This is a genomic window from Streptomyces sp. NPDC015130, from assembly GCF_043080005.1.
In the GTDB taxonomy this organism is placed as follows: domain Bacteria; phylum Actinomycetota; class Actinomycetes; order Streptomycetales; family Streptomycetaceae; genus Streptomyces.
Genome location: NZ_JBIBVC010000009.1, coordinates 62,148 through 76,940, shown reverse-complemented (window position 1 = coordinate 76,940; position 14,793 = coordinate 62,148). Strand labels below are relative to the sequence as shown.

Below are 14,793 nucleotides of genomic sequence, written 5' to 3'. Positions count from 1 at the left end.
GGAGGGAGTCGGCCCGGTCGGGGTCGGGGTCGGGCGGGTCACCGGGCGTTCTCCCTCTCCTTGACGGTCGCGGCCACGGCCTTGCGCAGCAGTGCTTCGAAGCGTCCGGTGATGCCCTTGGCCTCGTGACCGAGGCCGGACTGGGCGGTGGCGTCGGTACGGCCCCGGGCCATCGCCCGGTCCGCGGGCTGCGGGCGGTCGACGGCGCGGCCGTCGGCGAAGCCGGAGACCGCGGTGACGACGACGGGGAGGTCGGCGGGGGCGCTCAGCCACCAGCTCGCGCGCTGGCGGGCGCCGAACGCGGCCGCGACGGTGGAGGGGCCGGAGAGCGCCGGGGGGACGTCCTCGCCCAGGCGGGCGGTGAGGCCGCCGCCCTGACCGAGGGTGCGCTGCGTCTCGGCCTCGGCGCGGGTGAAGACGAGGCCGACGGTGATCACGCTGCTGGCGGTGGCGTCGGTGTACGTGGCGCGCAGGACGCGCTCGCAGCCGAGCGGCTTGAGGGTGGCGAGCAGGCCCTTGGGGAGGACGGCGGGCGAGCAGGCGGTGTCCGGGGCGACCACGATCCGCGTCCAGGTCCGGGCGGCGGCGCCGGGGCCCGCGCCGGGGCCGGGGAGCGTGCGGGGGAAGAGGGTGTCGACGGGGGCGTTGTGCCAGAGGTCCTTCGCCTCGGTGTACCCGGCGGGTTCGGCGGGCCTCGCGGGTTCGGCCGAGGCCAGCCATATACCGGCGAGGGCCCCGCCGATGAGCCCGCCGCCGAGGACGACGCAGGCCGTGACCGCGAGCACGCGCCCGGTGCGGCGCGGGCGTACGGGGCGCAGGCGGGTGGTGGTCTCGGCGGGCGACTCGGGCGGCAGGGTGCCGGCGAGGCCGTATCCGTACGGGGGCGGGGTGGCGGGGCGCGTCGTCCGGGCCGCGCCGGAGGTGTCGCGGATCGCCCGGAGCCGGGTGGTGGTCTCCACCTCCGGCAGCTCGCCGGCCCCGGACGGGGCGCCCCCGGCGCGGCCGGGCGCGGACGCCTGACGGGACGACAGCGGCGGGGCCTCCTGCGGGAGGGGCGCGGAGACCCCCGCCGGGCGCGCGGACGCGGCCCGCGTCGGCTGCTGCTGGGCACGGGTGGTCTCGGCCGCTCGGGGCGCTGCGGGCGCCGCCGAGGGCGCTCCCGCGGACGCGGAGACGGACGCGGGGCGCGGCGGGGCCGACCGGGGAACCGCCGGGGGTGCCGTCCTGGGGCGCTCGGGGGCGCCGGGGGCGGTCTGCGGCGCGGTCGCAGTGGCCGGGGTGGTTCCCGGGGCAGGGAGCGCGACGGAAGGGGCCGGGGCGGCCGGCGACGCGACCGGAGGGGCCGGGATGGCCCCCGGGGCGGGGCTCGGCGCGGGAGCCGGGGGCGTCGGCGACGTGACGGGAGCGGCCGGGGCGGTCACCGGGGCGGGGCTCGCGGGAGCCGGGGCCGTCGGCGACGCGACCGGAGTCGCCGGGGTGATCCGCGGCGCGGGGCCGGCGGGGGCCTCCGGCGGGGCCGTCGGGCGCGGTGGTGCCGTGCGGCGGTCGAAGGTTTCCGCGGCCGTGGGGGGCGCCGTGCGCGGCAGGGGGGCCTGGGGGTTCGCGGATGCCGGGTGGTCGAGGCCCTCCGGCGCGGGAGGCATCGGGCGGGGTCCGGGGGTGCCCTCGGGAGCCGGTGCCTTGGCGCGCGGCGCGGGGGCCTGGGCGGTCGGGGGTGCCGCTTGGAGCGGCTGCGGGAGGAGCGCGTCGGTGATGCGGGACGTGGGGTGTGGGTGTTCCGCGGTCATCCCCGTCCCCCGCTCGTGTCGACAATGCCCGTCACTCTACGGGCTGTTCCCCGTCGTGGAGGAACCCGGGCGGACCGAGGCCGGGGGCTACCCACCCGTATACCTGTCTGGCAAGCTCGGGCCATGACTCCCCGCGCCGCCGACCGGGCCCGTTACGACCGCGCCACCGCTCACCTCGACGCGCCCGTGGCGATCGTCGACCTGGAGGCCTTCGACGACAATGCGGCGGACCTCGTCCGCAGGGCCGCAGGCAAGCCGATCCGCGTCGCGAGCAAGTCCGTGCGCTGCCGCGCGCTCCTGGAGCGGGTGCTCGCGCGGGACGGGTTCGCCGGGATCATGTCGTTCACTCTGGACGAGTCGCTGTGGCTGGCGCGCGCCGGCTTCGAGGACGTGCTGCTCGCCTATCCGTCGGCGGACCGCGCCGGCTTCGCCGAGCTCGCCAAGGACCCGAAGCTCGCCGCCGCCGTGACGGTGATGGTCGACGACGTGTCCCAGCTCGATCTGATCGACGCCTCCCGCGCGGGCGGGGCGGAGGAGATCCGGGTCTGCCTGGAGCTGGACACGGCGCTCCACCTCCTCGGCGGGCGGGTCCGGATCGGGGCCCGGCGCTCGCCGCTGCGCACCCCCGCCGCCGTGGCCGAGGTGGCGCGCTCCGTGGTGCGGCGTCCGGGGTTCCGGCTGGTCGGGATCATGGCGTACGAGGGGCATGTCGCCGGTGTCGGCGACGCGGTCGCGGGCCGGCCGCTGCGCTCGCGGGCGATCCGGCTGATGCAGTCCGCCGCCCGCCGGGAGCTGGCGGAGCGCCGGGCGGCCGTCGTCCGTGCGGTCCGGGCGGTCGCCCCGGACCTGGAGTTCGTGAACGGCGGCGGCACCGGGAGCGTGCAGCACACGGCGGCCGAGGACGCGGTGACGGAGATCGCCGCCGGTTCGGGGCTCTTCGTGCCGCGGCTCTTCGACAACTACACCTCCTTCGACGGCCGGCCGGCCGCGCTCTTCGCGCAGCCCGTCGTCCGACGTCCCGGTGTGGGCGTGGTGACCGTGCTCGGCGGCGGCTATCCCGCGTCCGGGGTGGCGGGCCCGGACCGGCTGCCCGTGCCGTATCTGCCGGAGGGGCTCCGCTACGACCCGCAGGAGGGTCCGGGCGAGGTCCAGACCCCGCTGCTCGGCTCGCCGGCCGACGACCTGCGGATCGGCGACAAGGTGTGGTTCCGGCACGCGAAGGCCGGCGAGCTCTGCGAGCGGTTCGCTCAGCTCCGGCTGGTCGAGGGCGACCGGGTCACGGCCACCGTGCCGACGTACCGGGGGGAAGGGCAGACCTTCCTCTGAGGAGGCCGTGCGGGGCGTCTCAGAAGACGGTGTCCCGCTGGTCCGGGATCACCGTGCCGTCGGGGCGGCGGACCGGTTCCGCCGTGCCGTCGCCCGCCGTGTAGCCCGTCGTGGCGCAGGGGTACGGGGTGGTCTTCTGCCGCTTCGGCTCGATGAACATGGGGTTGACGAGCCAGCGGCCGTCACCGTTCTCGTATGCCCGGCACATGAGTTCGTTCTTGTTGCGGTTGAGGACCAGGCGCAGGCCCGTCGCGTCCCGCAGGAACGAGATGTCCGTGTCGGAGTCGCCGGCGGCGAACACCTGCCGCCGTGCGGCCGGCTGGACGCGCTCGGCGGCGGGTCCGCGCACGCCGAGGATCTCCTGGTTGATCCAGCAGCGCTTGCCGTCGATGTACGTGATCATCTCGTCCTCGCCGTCGCGGACCGTGCCGCAGCCTTTGAGGTGGGCGGTGAGCCGGCCGTGCTCGGTGGTGTTGCGGATGCCGAGGGCATGGGAGGGGTCGACTCCGACGCCCTTCGCCCAGACGTCGACGACGGGTTCGGGCGAGGCGGAGACGATCCAGACGTCGAAGCCGGCGCGCCGGAGGGTGCCGATCAGGTCGCGCTGCTGCTCGTAGTAGCGGATCCAGCCGGTGACCTGTGCGGTGCCGACGCGCTGGGTGGCGCCCTGCGGGGCCGCGAGGTTCTCGGTCCGGGCGGCGGCCGCGAAGGACTCGACCTGGCGGGTGGTCCAGCCGCGCAGGAGCTGGGCGAGCCAGGCGTACTGGGGCTCCATGCGGCGGTGGTCGTGTCCGGCGAAGGCGGTCTTCCCGCCGGTGGTGGCGCCCGTGCCGTAGACGGCGAGGAGTTCGTCGGCGCAGCGGGTGTCGGTGGAGGTGGGGAGGGTGCGGGTACCGGTGGGACAGGCGTCCCCGAGGGCGGTGGCGGCCTCGGGGGTGAGGTGGCGGCTGGTGGTGGACCAGTCGCCGCCGCGGGGCGGGCGTATGCGGTCGTTGCGCAGGAGCCAGTAGAAGGTGGCGTCGCCGACGTCGTTCTTGATGACGGTGTTGTCCCAGTCGAAGACCGCGAGGGGCTTCTTCCTCCCGCTCCCCTTCCCGGTGCCTCTGTTCTCGCAGTGCTCGGCGATGAGGGCGTCGATGCGCGCCTTGTTGTCGCCGTACCAGCCGTCGGAGCTCTTCAGGGCGGGGCAGGCGGCGGTCCCGGCCTCGGCCTGTCCGGCGGAGGCGGGGCCGGTCGCCGCGAGGGTCCCGGCGAGGACGAGGGCGGCGGCGGCCGCGGACGTGCGGAGCCGGTGGTTCATGATCGCTCTCCTGTCTGTACGCCGAACAGCCGGGCGCCTTGCGACGCCCGGCTGCCGGGTGGGGATGTGGGGGTGTGCGGGGGGGGTGTGGCGGCGGTCTAGAGGGGCGTCACGTACGCGCCCGAGATCCCGCCGTCGACGAGGAAGTCGCTGGCGTTGACGAAGGAGGAGTCGTCGCTCGCGAGGAACGCCACGGCGGCGGCGATCTCCTCGGCCTCGGCGAAGCGGCCGACCGGGATGTGCACGAGGCGGCGCGCGGCCCGCTCGGGGTCCTTGGCGAACAGCTCCTGGAGGAGGGGCGTGTTGACCGGCCCGGGGCAGAGGGCGTTGACGCGGATGCCCTCGCGGGCGAACTGGACGCCCAGCTCGCGGGACATCGCGAGGACGCCTCCCTTGGAGGCCGTGTACGAGATCTGGCTGGTGGCCGCGCCCATGATCGCGACGAAGGAGGCGGTGTTGATGATCGAGCCCCGGCCCTGGCGGCGCATGTAGGGGAGGGCGGCCTTGCAGCACAGGAAGACGGAGGTGAGGTTGACGTCCTGGACGCGCTTCCAGGCCTCCAGGCCGGTGTCCAGGATGGAGTCGTCGTCGGGCGGGGAGATGCCGGCGTTGTTGAAGGCGATGTCGACGGAGCCGTAGGTCTCGAAGGCGGTGCGGAACAGCGCCTCGACCTCCTCCGGGTCGGTGACGTCGACCTTCACGAAGGTGCCGCCGACGGCCTCGGCGGCGGCCTTGCCGGCCACCTCGTCGATGTCTCCGCAGACGACGTTGGCGCCCTCGGAGGCGAGCCGCCGGGCGGTGGCGAGTCCGATGCCGCTGCCGGCTCCGGTGATGACGGCGGTACGGCCGACCAGGCGGCGGCAGATGATCTCGTTGCTCACAGTGCGGGACCCTCCGTGCTGATGAAGACGTTCTTGGTTTCGGTGAAGGCGGTCAGGGCGTCGGGGCCCAGTTCGCGGCCGAGGCCGGACTGCCGGTAGCCGCCGAACGGGGTCCAGTAGCGGACGCTGGAGTGGGAGTTGACGGAGAGGTTGCCGGCCTTGACGGCGCGGGAGGCGCGCAGGGCGCGGCCGACGTCCCGGGTCCAGATCGAGCCGGAGAGGCCGTACTCGGTGGCGTTTGCGAGCCGGATCGCGTCGGCCTCGTCGTCGAAGGGCAGGACGACGGCGACCGGGCCGAAGATCTCCTCGACGGCGCAGGGGGCGTCCTCGGGGATGCCGGTGAGGACGGTCGGCGGGAACCAGAAGCCGGGGCCTTCGGGGGCCTTGCCGCGGATCCCCGGGAGGTCCTCGGTGGCGTAGGAGCGGACGCGGTCGAGCTGGGCGCGGGAGATGAGGGGGCCCATCTGGGTGCGCTCGTCGAGCGGGTCGCCGACGACGATCTCCTCGACGGCGGGGGTGAGGAGCTCCAGGAAGCGGTCGTAGGCGCTCCGCTGCACGAGGATGCGGGTGCGGGCGCAGCAGTCCTGGCCGCTGTTGTCGAGGAAGGCCATGGGGGCCGCGGCGGCCGCCGCCTCGATGTCCGCGTCGGCGAAGACGATGTTGGGGCTCTTGCCGCCGAGTTCGAGGGTGAGCCGCTTCACCTTGTCGGCACACTTGGCCATGATCGATTTGCCGACCCGGGTGGAGCCGGTGAAGACGATCTTCGCGATGCCGGGGTGCTCGACGAGGGCGTTGCCCGCGACCGGTCCCGTGCCCGGGAGGACCTGGAGGAGCCCTTCGGGCAGGCCCGCCGCGAGGGCGAGTTCGGCGAGGCGGAGCGCGGTGAGGGGGGTGGTCTCCGCGGGCTTGAGGATCACCGCGTTGCCGGCGGCGAGGGCGGGCGCGGTGGCCCAGGCGGCGATCGGCATGGGGAAGTTCCAGGGCGCGATGACGCCGACGACCCCGAGGGGTTCGAGGATGGTGACGTCGAGGCCGCCGGCCACCGGGATCTGGCGGCCGTTGAGGCGCTCGACTCCCCCGGCGGCGAAGTCGAGCAGGTCGCGGACGTTGCCGGCCTCCCAGCGGGCGTTGCCGATGGTGTGTCCGGCCTCGGCGACCTCCAGGTGGGCGAGTTCCTCGACGTGCTCGTCGACGACGGCGGCGAAGCGGCGGAGCAGCCGGGCACGGTCGGCGGGCGCGGCGGCGGCCCAGCCGCGCTGGGCGGCGGTGGCGCGGGCGACGGCGGCGTCGATGTCGGCCGGGGTGGCGGCGGGGACGGTGGCGACCAGCTCCTCCGTCGCCGGGTTCAGTACGTGGAGCAACTCGTTCCTTTCGGTACTCACGGGCTCAGAGGCGTTCGAAGGAGCGGCGCAGCTCCCAGTCGGTCACCGCGGCGTCGAAGGCGTCGAGCTCGACGCGGGCCATGTTGCGGTAGTGGGCGACGACCTCGGCGCCGAAGGCGGCCTTGGCGATCTCGCTGGTCTCCCACAGCTCGGCGGCCTCGCGCAGGGTGGTGGGGACGTGCGCGTACTCGGCGGTGTAGGCGTTGCCGGTGCAGGGCGGCGGCAGTTCGAGGCGCTGCTCGATCCCGTACAGGCCGGCGGCGACCAGGCCCGCGACGGCGAGGTAGGGGTTGACGTCGCCGCCGGGGAGGCGGTTCTCGAAGCGGGTGGAGCGGCCGTGGCCGACGGTCCGGAGCGAACAGGTGCGGTTGTCGTGGCCCCAGGCGACGGCGGTGGGCGCGAAGGAGCCGGGCTGGAACCGCTTGTAGGAGTTGATGTTGGGGGCGTAGAGGAGGGAGAAGTCGCGGAGGGCGGCGAGCTGTCCGGCGAGGAAGTGCCGCATGGTCGCGGACATGCCGTGCCGGTCGTCCCCGGCCATCACGTTCTCCCCGTCGGCGTTCTGGAGGGAGAGGTGGATGTGGCAGGAGTTGCCCTCGCGCTCGTTGTACTTCGCCATGAAGGTGAGGGAGTAGCCCTCCTGGGCGGCGATCTCCTTGGCGCCCGTCTTGTAGACGGCGTGCCGGTCGCAGGTGACGAGGGCCTCGTCGTACTTGAAGGCGATCTCGTGCTGGCCGGGGTTGCACTCGCCCTTGGCGGACTCGACGGTGAGTCCGGCGCCGGTCATCTCGTTGCGGATGCGGCGCAGGAGGGGTTCGATGCGTCCGGTGCCGAGGACGGAGTAGTCGATGTTGTACTGGTTGACGGGGGTGAGGCCGCGGTAGTTCGCGTCCCAGGCCTGCTCGTAGCTGTCCTTGAAGACGATGAACTCCAGCTCGGTGCCGACGTGGGCGGTGAAGCCGTGTTCGGCGAGGCGCTCCAGCTGGCGGCGGAGGATCTGGCGGGGGGCCGCGACGACCGGGGTGCCGTCGGCCCAGGCGAGGTCGGCCGTCACCATGGCGGTGGCCTCGTTCCAGGGGAGGCGGCGGAGGGTGGTGAGGTCGGGGTGCATGGCGAAGTCGCCGTAGCCGCGGTCCCAGGAGGACATCTCGTAGCCGTCGACGGTGTTCATCTCGGTGTCGACGGCCAGAAGATAGTTGCAGCCCTCGGTGCCGTGGCCGAGGACGTCGTCCAGGAAGAACTGCGCGGCGAACCGCTTGCCCTGGAGCCGTCCCTGCATGTCGGGGAAGGCCAGGACTACGGTGTCGATCTCGCCGCTCGCGACGAGGGCGTGCAGCTCCTCGACGGTGAGCGGGGGTGTGCGGTCTGCCACGGGATTGCTCCTCCTTCGGCCTGCCGGGAGCCATAAGGTATTGCCGAAGACCATTGCTTGGGAAGTCCTGGAGAAAGGGAAACGAGGAACGTGGCCAGTACGAGTGAACCGGCGGACCGGCTGACGCCCGTGCTGCGGCCGGTGCGGGCGGGCAACGGCTTCGAGGAGGCGCTGCAGCAGATCCTCCAGGTGGTACGGCTCGGGCTGGTGCCCGGCGGCGAGCGGCTGCCCGCCGAGCGGGAGCTGGCGGACCGGATGGGGATCAGCCGGGTGACGCTGCGCGAGGTCCTCAAGGTCCTCCAGGAGCAGGGGCTCGTGGAGAGCCGGCGCGGCCGGTACGGCGGCACGTTCGTGCTGCCCCGCGTCCAGACCGCCGACGAAGACGAGCTCCGCCGCCGGATCGCCTCGGTCGACATGGAGGACACCCTGCGCTTCCGTGAGGTCCTGGAGGTGGGGGCCGCCGGGCTCTGCGCGGCCCACGGACTCGACACGGCGGGCGCCGAGCGGCTGCGGGCCGCACTGGCCGCGACCCATGACGCCCCGCTGGCCGAATACCGCCGCCAGGACACCCTGCTCCACCTCACGCTCGCCGAGCTCTCCGGCTCGCCGACGCTCACCGCCCAGTACGCCGCCGTACGGGCGACGGTGAACGACCTGCTGGACTGCATCCCCCTGCTCGTACGCAATCTGGAGCACTCCCAGCACCAGCACACCGCGCTGGTGGAGGCGGTCCTCGACGGGGACGCGGACGCGGCGCGCGAGGTGATGCGGGAGCACTGCGCGGGCACGGCGGCGCTGCTGCGGGGGTTCCTGACATGAGGCGGGCGTCCCCGGGTACGTAACCCGAAAGTAACGCACGGGGCTTGCGCTCCCCCACCGGCCACCGCAAAGGTATGGCTCCAATCCATTGGGCCCGTTGCGGGGAGCTGACGCTGCCATGACGCTCGAAGACACCACCGGCACACCCGGGGGCACCACCCCACCGAAGGACGACTACCTGGAACGGCGCGCCCTGCGCCGCGGCAGCGCCGGCTGGCTGCTGCTCACCGGCCTCGGCGTCGCCTACGTCGTCTCCGGGGACTTCTCCGGCTGGAACATCGGCCTGTCGAAGGGCGGCTTCGGCGGACTCGCCGTCGCCATGGTCCTCATGGGCGCGATGTACGCCTGTCTGGTCTTCGCGCTCGCCGAGCTCTCCGCCATCCTGCCCACGGCGGGCGGCGGCTACGGCTTCGCACGCCGGGCGCTCGGCACCTGGGGCGGTTTCCTCACCGGCACGGCGATCCTCATCGAGTACGTCCTCGCCCCCGCCGCGATCTCCATCTTCATCGGCGACTACGTCGAGTCCCTCGGCCTCTTCGGCCTGGAGTCCGGCTGGCCGGTCTACCTCGTCTGCTTCGCCCTCTTCATCGGGATCCACCTGTGGGGCGTGGGCGAGGCGCTGCGCTTCAGCCTGATCGTGACGGCCATCGCGGTCGCGGCGCTCGTCGTCTTCGCGCTCGGCGCGTTCACCGACTTCCACGTCGACGGCCTGAACGACATCCCGGTCGACGGCGAGGCCTTCGGGTCGAACTCCTGGCTGCCCTTCGGCCTGCTCGGGATCTGGGCCGCGTTCCCCTTCGGCATGTGGTTCTTCCTCGGCGTGGAGGGCGTACCGCTCGCCGCCGAGGAGGCGAAGGACCCCGTCCGCTCGATGCCGAAGGCGCTCGCGATCTCGATGGGGATCCTGGTGCTCCTCGCCGTCGTGACCTTCCTCGCCGCCACCGGGGCGCGCGGCTCGGCCGCCGTCCAGGACGCGGGCAACCCGCTCGTCGTGGCGCTCCAGGGCGACGGGGAGCCCACGGCCCTCAGCCGCTTCGTGAACTACGCGGGCCTCGCGGGCCTCGTCGCCTCCTTCTTCTCCCTCATCTACGCCGGATCGCGCCAGCTCTTCGCACTCTCCCGGGCCGGCTACCTGCCCCGGTTCCTCTCTCTCACCAGCCGCCGCAAGTCGCCGTACCTGGGGCTGCTCATCCCGGGCGCGATCGGCTTCGCACTCGCCGCCGGCACCGGCGACGGGGCGCGGATGCTGAACATCGCGGTCTTCGGCGCCACGATCTCGTACGCCCTCATGGCGCTCTCGCACATCGTGCTGCGACGGCGCGAGCCCGGCCTGCACCGGCCGTACCGGACGCCCGGCGGCATCGTGACCTCGTCCGTCGCCTTCGTCCTGGCGCTGTCGGCGCTGGTCGCGACCTTCCTGGTGGACCGGACGGCGGCCTTCATGGCACTCGGGGTGTACGTGATCGCTCTCGCCTACTTCGCGTTCTACAGTCGGCACCATCTGGTGGCCGGCGCGCCGGAGGAGGAGTTCGCGGCGCTCGCCGCGGCCGAGGCCGAACTCGCCCGCGACTGAGCCTCCGGGTCACCGATGTCCGTACCGCCACCCGCCTTTCGGAGGAAGCACGTGTCCAAGCCGCTCATCGGCGTGACCACCTACCTGGACCAGGCCCGTTGGGGGGTGTGGGACATGCAGGCCGCGCTGCTGCCCTCGCGGTACCCGTGGCTCGTCCGGGAGAGCGGGGGGCTCGCCGTGATGCTGCCGCCCGACGGGCCGGCCGCGGCGGCGGAGGTCGTGGCCCGGCTCGACGGGCTGGTCGTCGCGGGCGGGGCGGACGTCGAGCCCGTACGGTACGGGGCCGAGCCCGACCCCCGTACCGGTCCGCCGGCCCGCGCCCGGGACTCCTGGGAGCTGGCCCTGATCGACGCGGCCCTGGCCTCGGGCACGCCGCTGCTCGGGATCTGCCGGGGGATGCAGCTGCTGAACGTGGCCCTCGGCGGGACGCTGGTCCAGCACCTCGACGGACACGTGGAGGCGGTCGGCGTGATCGGGCGGCACGCGGTCAAGCCGGTGCCGGGCACGCGGTACGCCTCCCTCGTGCCCGAGCTGACCGAGGTGCCGACCTACCACCACCAGGCCGTGGACCGGCTGGGCACGGGCCTCGCCGTCTCGGCCCACGCCGAGGACGGCACGGTGGAGGCCGTGGAGCTGTCCGACCCCGCCTGGGCCCTCGGCGTGCAGTGGCACCCGGAGCTGGGCGAGGACCTGCGGGTGATGCGCGGCCTCGTCGAGGCGGCGGGGGGCCGCCGGGGGTGAGCCCCCGGCGCGGGCGCCGGCGCCGCGAGGCAGGCCCTTGGCCTCAGTGCGCGGGTGCGGGCGGGGGGGCCGTCGACGCCGTAGGCCTGGCTCCCGGCCTCAGTGCGCGGATGCGGGAGAAGGCTCTCCCGCCGCGAGCCGGGCCCTCGGCCTCAGTGCACGGGTGCGGGCGGGGGCGCCGTGAGGTCGGTCCAGGTCGTCGGGCCCGCCGTGCAGGGGCCGCCGTCGTGGACCAGCAGGCGTCGCTGCGCCGGGTCGACCGCGACCGTGGCCAGGGTCGCCCACCGGCCGCCCAGGGTCCCCTCGGCGGGGGCGTGGCAGCAGACCTCGGCGCCGTCGTCCCGGTGGGCGGCGAGCAGGCGCACGAGCGCGTCGGGGCCGAGCGGGCCGGGTTCCGCCTCGCGGACGCGCGCGGAGAGCAGGCGGTGGCGGTCGTACGTCTCCGCCTCCCGGCGCCCGCGCAGCTCCCCGGCCGCGAGGGCCGGATCGAGGAAGTGGTTGGTGCGGACCAGCCAGCCCCGGTCGTCCGGGGTGACGACCGCCGAGCCGCCGGGGGCGAGTTCGACGGAGGCGGCACGGTCCGCCGTCACCACCGTGACGACGGTGGACGCCGAGACCGGGGCGGCCGTGAGGAGGTCGAGCGCCTCCGCGAACGAGCCGGCCGAGCCGAGCACCCGGCGGGCCACGAGATGGACGGGGACACCGCCGGCGGCGTCGCCCGCGTGGCCGAGGATGTTGAAGAGCACGCCCACACCGGCGTCGTTCACGCCGATCTTCCCGAGGACGCCGTGCTCGGTGATCCCCGCGAAGCCCCGGGTGTCGCCGGTGACGGTCTGGAGGTGCCAGGCGTCGGCCAACTCCTCGTGCCAGTCCCAGCACTGGCCGCCGGCGGTGGTCCCGGCCCCGCCGGTACGGACGAGGGTGGAGCACTCCCCCGTCCTCGGCGCGCCGGCCTCGGCGAGGATCTCGGTGCGCGCGTTGAGCGCGGCGATCGTCGTGCACGGCAGCCCGGAGCCTTCGGCGACCCCTTCCATCTCCTCGACCAGTTCGGGCGCCCAGGCCCGGGTCGCGTCGACGGTACGGAGGGCGAGGGCGGGCACGTCGAGCGTCCGGCCGCTGCCCGCCGCGACGGTCGCGAAGAGTTCCTCGTACACCTTCCAGGCCCGTGCGATGCCGTCGCGGGCCTGCCGGCCCCGGTCCTCGCCCCGGCGCCTCGGCGAGTCCCCGCCGATCCGGAGGACCGTACGGCCGGTCACGCGGAGGCCCGGGCGGCGAGCACGGCGGAGTCGTTCCGCATCAGGAGGGCGTAGAGGCCCGCGGCGACCGTCATGCCGACCGGCAGGGAGAGGTCGAGGCCGCCCATGGCTCCGGCGACGGGGCCCGTGTAGAGGGTGTTGACGCAGAGGGCGGCCGAGGCCACGCCCGTCACGAGGGCGAGGGCGCCCGGGAGGTTGACGCCCCGGGTGTACCAGAAGGGGCCGCCGGGGGTCTCGTCCGAGAGCGCGGGGCCGTCGTAGCGGCAGCGGCGGAGCACGATGTCGGTGGCGTAGACGGCCATCAGGGGACCGCTCAGGACCACGATCACCTGGAGCACGTTGCTGACGGTGTCGAGGAAGTTCGAGACGAGCAGCCCGTAGAGGGTCAGGGCCACCGCCGCGGCGCCGTCGAAGAGGACGCTGACGGTCCGGCGGATGCGGAGGCCGACGGCCTGGAGGGCGAGGCCGGCGCTGTAGGCGGTCAGGGCGTTGATGGAGATCGTGCCGAGGACCAGAGCGAGCAGGAAGACGGGGGTGAACCAGCCGGGCAGGATCGTCTGGAGCGCGTTCTGCGGGTCGCTCATGTCGACGACGGTCGCGGCGAACGCGCCCAGCGAACAGACGGCGACGCTGGGCAGGAAGGCGCCGAGCGCCGTCCAGACGACGACCGCCTTCTTCGAGGCCGTGCGGGGCAGATAGCGGGAGAAGTCGGCGCTCGTGGTGTACGAGAGCGGCCCCGAGGCGATCATCGTCGTCCCCGCGACGAGCAGGGTCCAGAGGGGGGCGCCGCCGAGCCGCTCTGCGGGGGCGTACGAGAAGTCGGCGTGCCGCAGGACGGCGAGCGCGACGACGCCGAAGGCCGCGACCAGGGCGAGGGTGATCGGCAGGTACAGCTTGATGATCAGGGCGTGCCCGTAGACGCTGATGACCAGGGTGAGCGCGGCGATGACCACGATCACCGCCACCTTGACGGGGGTGTTCGCCGTGATGCCGGCCTTCTCGACGAGGGCGAAGGCGGCGGTCGCCGCGGCGGCGAGGTTGAGGGCGAAGTAGCAGACGGAGACGAGCCAGCCGCCGACGGCGTTGTTCACGCGGTTGCCCAGGACGCCGTAGACGGCCCGGGTGATCACCTCGCTGGGCGCACCCGCGGCGGGTCCCGAGGTGGCGAGCAGGCCGGTGAGCAGCCAGAAGAGGTTGCCGACGACGATCACGGCGACGGCCTGCCAGAGGGTCAGGCCCATGAGGACGAGGGCACCGCCGATGACGAGGCTGAGGTAGTTCACGTTGGCCGCCGCCCACACGGAGAAGAGCTCGCGGGGGTGTCCGTGGCGCTCGCCGTCGGGGATGTGGTCGATGCCGTGCGCCTCGATGCGGCCGGGCCTGTCGGCGGCCGCCGGAGGAGTGGCCTCGGCCTCCTGGGAGCGCGGGATCGGGTCGGGAATCGTGGCAGCCATGCGGCCCTCCGAGTGCGGGTGATGCCCTCCAGGCGACCGTTCGGTGCCCACCTGGTTGCTTATTGGTCGCACACTCAATAGCATCCCGGGTATGTCGTCAAGCGTCCAGCGCAAGCGAATTCGGAAATCCCCGGAAGCCCGACGGGCGGAGATCGTGGAGACCGCGGCCCGCGTCGCCCTGACCGAGGGCCTCGAGTGCGTCACCCTGCGGCGGATCGCCGACGAGCTCGCCGTCCGGCCGGGTCTGATCAGCCACTACTTCCCCTCGGCGGAGGACCTGGTGGCCGAGGCGTTCAGCGTCGCCTCCACCGGCGAGCTCGACGCGCTGCTGCCCGCGGACCGGGCGCACGGGACACCCACGCAGTACCTCGCGCGGTACTTCGCGCTCTCGGCCGGTGACGCCTACGACGACATCAGCCGCCTCTGGATCAACGCCCGGCACCTCAGCCGCTACCGTCCCGTCCTGCGCGACCGGGTCGCCGTCCAAGAGCTCGCCTCCGACGACCGCCTCTCGGGGCTCATCCGCGAGGGCGTGGAGCGGGGCGAGTTCCGCACGGACGACCCGCGGGCGGCGGCCATCCAGATCCTGGTGGTGCTCGACGGTCTGGGCGCCCACGCGAACACCGACAGGAGCGACCGGCCGGCGGCCGTGACCCGGATGGCCGTCACGACGGCGGAGCGCGAACTCGGCCTGCCGTACGGCACCTTGACCGAGGTGACACCGCTCCCGGAACCGACGGAAGCGACCGGGCCGACCGGGCCGACCGGGCCGGGTGAGCCTGCCGAGACGGGCGACGAGCGCGCGTCCGGCGAGGAGCCCGGTGGGTCGGGTGGGTCCGGCGAGTCCGGTGACGCCGGTGGGTCGGGTGGGTCCGGGGAGTCCGGTGACGCCGGTGGGTCCGTTG

At 74.0% G+C, this 14,793-nt stretch carries 11 protein-coding genes and 1 pseudogene; 5 read left to right on the top strand and 7 right to left on the bottom strand.

Annotated features, from left to right (window positions below; translation table 11 throughout):
• Window positions 1-38: 38 nt before the first annotated feature.
• Window positions 39-1,787 (bottom strand): hypothetical protein, encoded by a 1,749-nt coding sequence (locus ACF08F_RS20320; protein ID WP_392299919.1) that lies wholly within the window; start codon window positions 1,785-1,787, stop codon window positions 39-41.
• Between the two features lie 123 nt (window positions 1,788-1,910).
• Between ACF08F_RS20320 and ACF08F_RS20315 the strand changes: the two genes are divergently transcribed.
• Window positions 1,911-3,113, top strand: a complete 1,203-nt coding sequence (locus ACF08F_RS20315; RefSeq protein WP_392299918.1) for an amino acid deaminase/aldolase — start codon at window positions 1,911-1,913, stop codon at window positions 3,111-3,113.
• Window positions 3,114-3,132: 19 nt separating this feature from the next.
• On the opposite strand, the gene ACF08F_RS20310 is transcribed toward ACF08F_RS20315, so the two are convergent.
• The 4 genes from ACF08F_RS20310 to ACF08F_RS20295 all read right to left on the bottom strand — a co-directional run bounded on the left by ACF08F_RS20310 (window position 3,133) and on the right by ACF08F_RS20295 (window position 8,045).
• The gene (locus ACF08F_RS20310; RefSeq protein WP_392299917.1) at window positions 3,133-4,413 is read right to left on the bottom strand and encodes an HAD family hydrolase; all 1,281 of its coding nucleotides are present in this window, start codon (window positions 4,411-4,413) and stop codon (window positions 3,133-3,135) included.
• Window positions 4,414-4,511: 98 nt separating this feature from the next.
• Complete coding sequence (locus ACF08F_RS20305) at window positions 4,512-5,294, bottom strand: 3-oxoacyl-ACP reductase (RefSeq protein ID WP_392299916.1); 783 nt, start codon at window positions 5,292-5,294, stop codon at window positions 4,512-4,514.
• Window positions 5,291-6,655 (bottom strand): aldehyde dehydrogenase family protein, encoded by a 1,365-nt coding sequence (locus ACF08F_RS20300; RefSeq protein ID WP_392299915.1) that lies wholly within the window; start codon window positions 6,653-6,655, stop codon window positions 5,291-5,293. Before ACF08F_RS20300 ends, ACF08F_RS20305 begins: the two co-directional genes overlap by 4 nt.
• Window positions 6,656-6,680: 25 nt before the next feature.
• Entirely contained in the window at window positions 6,681-8,045 is a 1,365-nt protein-coding gene (locus ACF08F_RS20295) for a glutamine synthetase family protein (RefSeq protein WP_392299914.1), read from the bottom strand.
• Between the two features lie 90 nt (window positions 8,046-8,135).
• Here ACF08F_RS20295 and ACF08F_RS20290 point away from each other — a divergent pair, with 90 nt between their 5' ends.
• The 3 genes from ACF08F_RS20290 to ACF08F_RS20280 all read left to right on the top strand — a co-directional run bounded on the left by ACF08F_RS20290 (window position 8,136) and on the right by ACF08F_RS20280 (window position 11,178).
• Window positions 8,136-8,864, top strand: a complete 729-nt coding sequence (locus ACF08F_RS20290; RefSeq protein WP_392299913.1) for a FadR/GntR family transcriptional regulator — start codon at window positions 8,136-8,138, stop codon at window positions 8,862-8,864.
• A gap of 118 nt (window positions 8,865-8,982) precedes the next feature.
• Window positions 8,983-10,437 (top strand): ethanolamine permease, encoded by a 1,455-nt coding sequence (gene eat / locus ACF08F_RS20285; RefSeq protein ID WP_392299912.1) that lies wholly within the window; start codon window positions 8,983-8,985, stop codon window positions 10,435-10,437.
• Window positions 10,438-10,488: 51 nt separating this feature from the next.
• Complete coding sequence (locus ACF08F_RS20280) at window positions 10,489-11,178, top strand: gamma-glutamyl-gamma-aminobutyrate hydrolase family protein (protein WP_392299911.1); 690 nt, start codon at window positions 10,489-10,491, stop codon at window positions 11,176-11,178.
• A 152-nt stretch (window positions 11,179-11,330) separates the two neighbouring features.
• Here ACF08F_RS20280 and ACF08F_RS20275 read toward each other — a convergent pair whose 3' ends face one another.
• Together ACF08F_RS20275 and ACF08F_RS20270 are read right to left on the bottom strand one after the other, a co-directional pair.
• Complete coding sequence (locus ACF08F_RS20275) at window positions 11,331-12,434, bottom strand: C45 family autoproteolytic acyltransferase/hydolase (RefSeq protein ID WP_392299910.1); 1,104 nt, start codon at window positions 12,432-12,434, stop codon at window positions 11,331-11,333.
• Window positions 12,431-13,888: a purine-cytosine permease family protein gene (locus ACF08F_RS20270; protein WP_392299909.1), complete on the bottom strand. Its 1,458-nt coding sequence runs from the start codon at window positions 13,886-13,888 to the stop codon at window positions 12,431-12,433. The genes ACF08F_RS20275 and ACF08F_RS20270 overlap by 4 nt, the downstream gene beginning before the upstream one ends.
• A gap of 91 nt (window positions 13,889-13,979) precedes the next feature.
• Here ACF08F_RS20270 and ACF08F_RS20265 point away from each other — a divergent pair.
• Window positions 13,980-14,600 (top strand): annotated as a pseudogene (locus ACF08F_RS20265) (TetR/AcrR family transcriptional regulator); the annotation flags it as partial.
• Window positions 14,601-14,793 lie beyond the last annotated feature (193 nt).

Coding starts and splice junctions, on each gene's coding strand:
- ACF08F_RS20315 (WP_392299918.1), top strand. CDS start 1,911: ATGACTCCCCGCGCCGCCGACCGGGCCCGTTACGACCGCGCCACCGCT.
- ACF08F_RS20270 (WP_392299909.1), bottom strand. CDS start 13,888: ATGGCTGCCACGATTCCCGACCCGATCCCGCGCTCCCAGGAGGCCGAG.
- ACF08F_RS20310 (WP_392299917.1), bottom strand. CDS start 4,413: ATGAACCACCGGCTCCGCACGTCCGCGGCCGCCGCCGCCCTCGTCCTC.
- eat (WP_392299912.1), top strand. CDS start 8,983: ATGACGCTCGAAGACACCACCGGCACACCCGGGGGCACCACCCCACCG.
- ACF08F_RS20320 (WP_392299919.1), bottom strand. CDS start 1,787: ATGACCGCGGAACACCCACACCCCACGTCCCGCATCACCGACGCGCTC.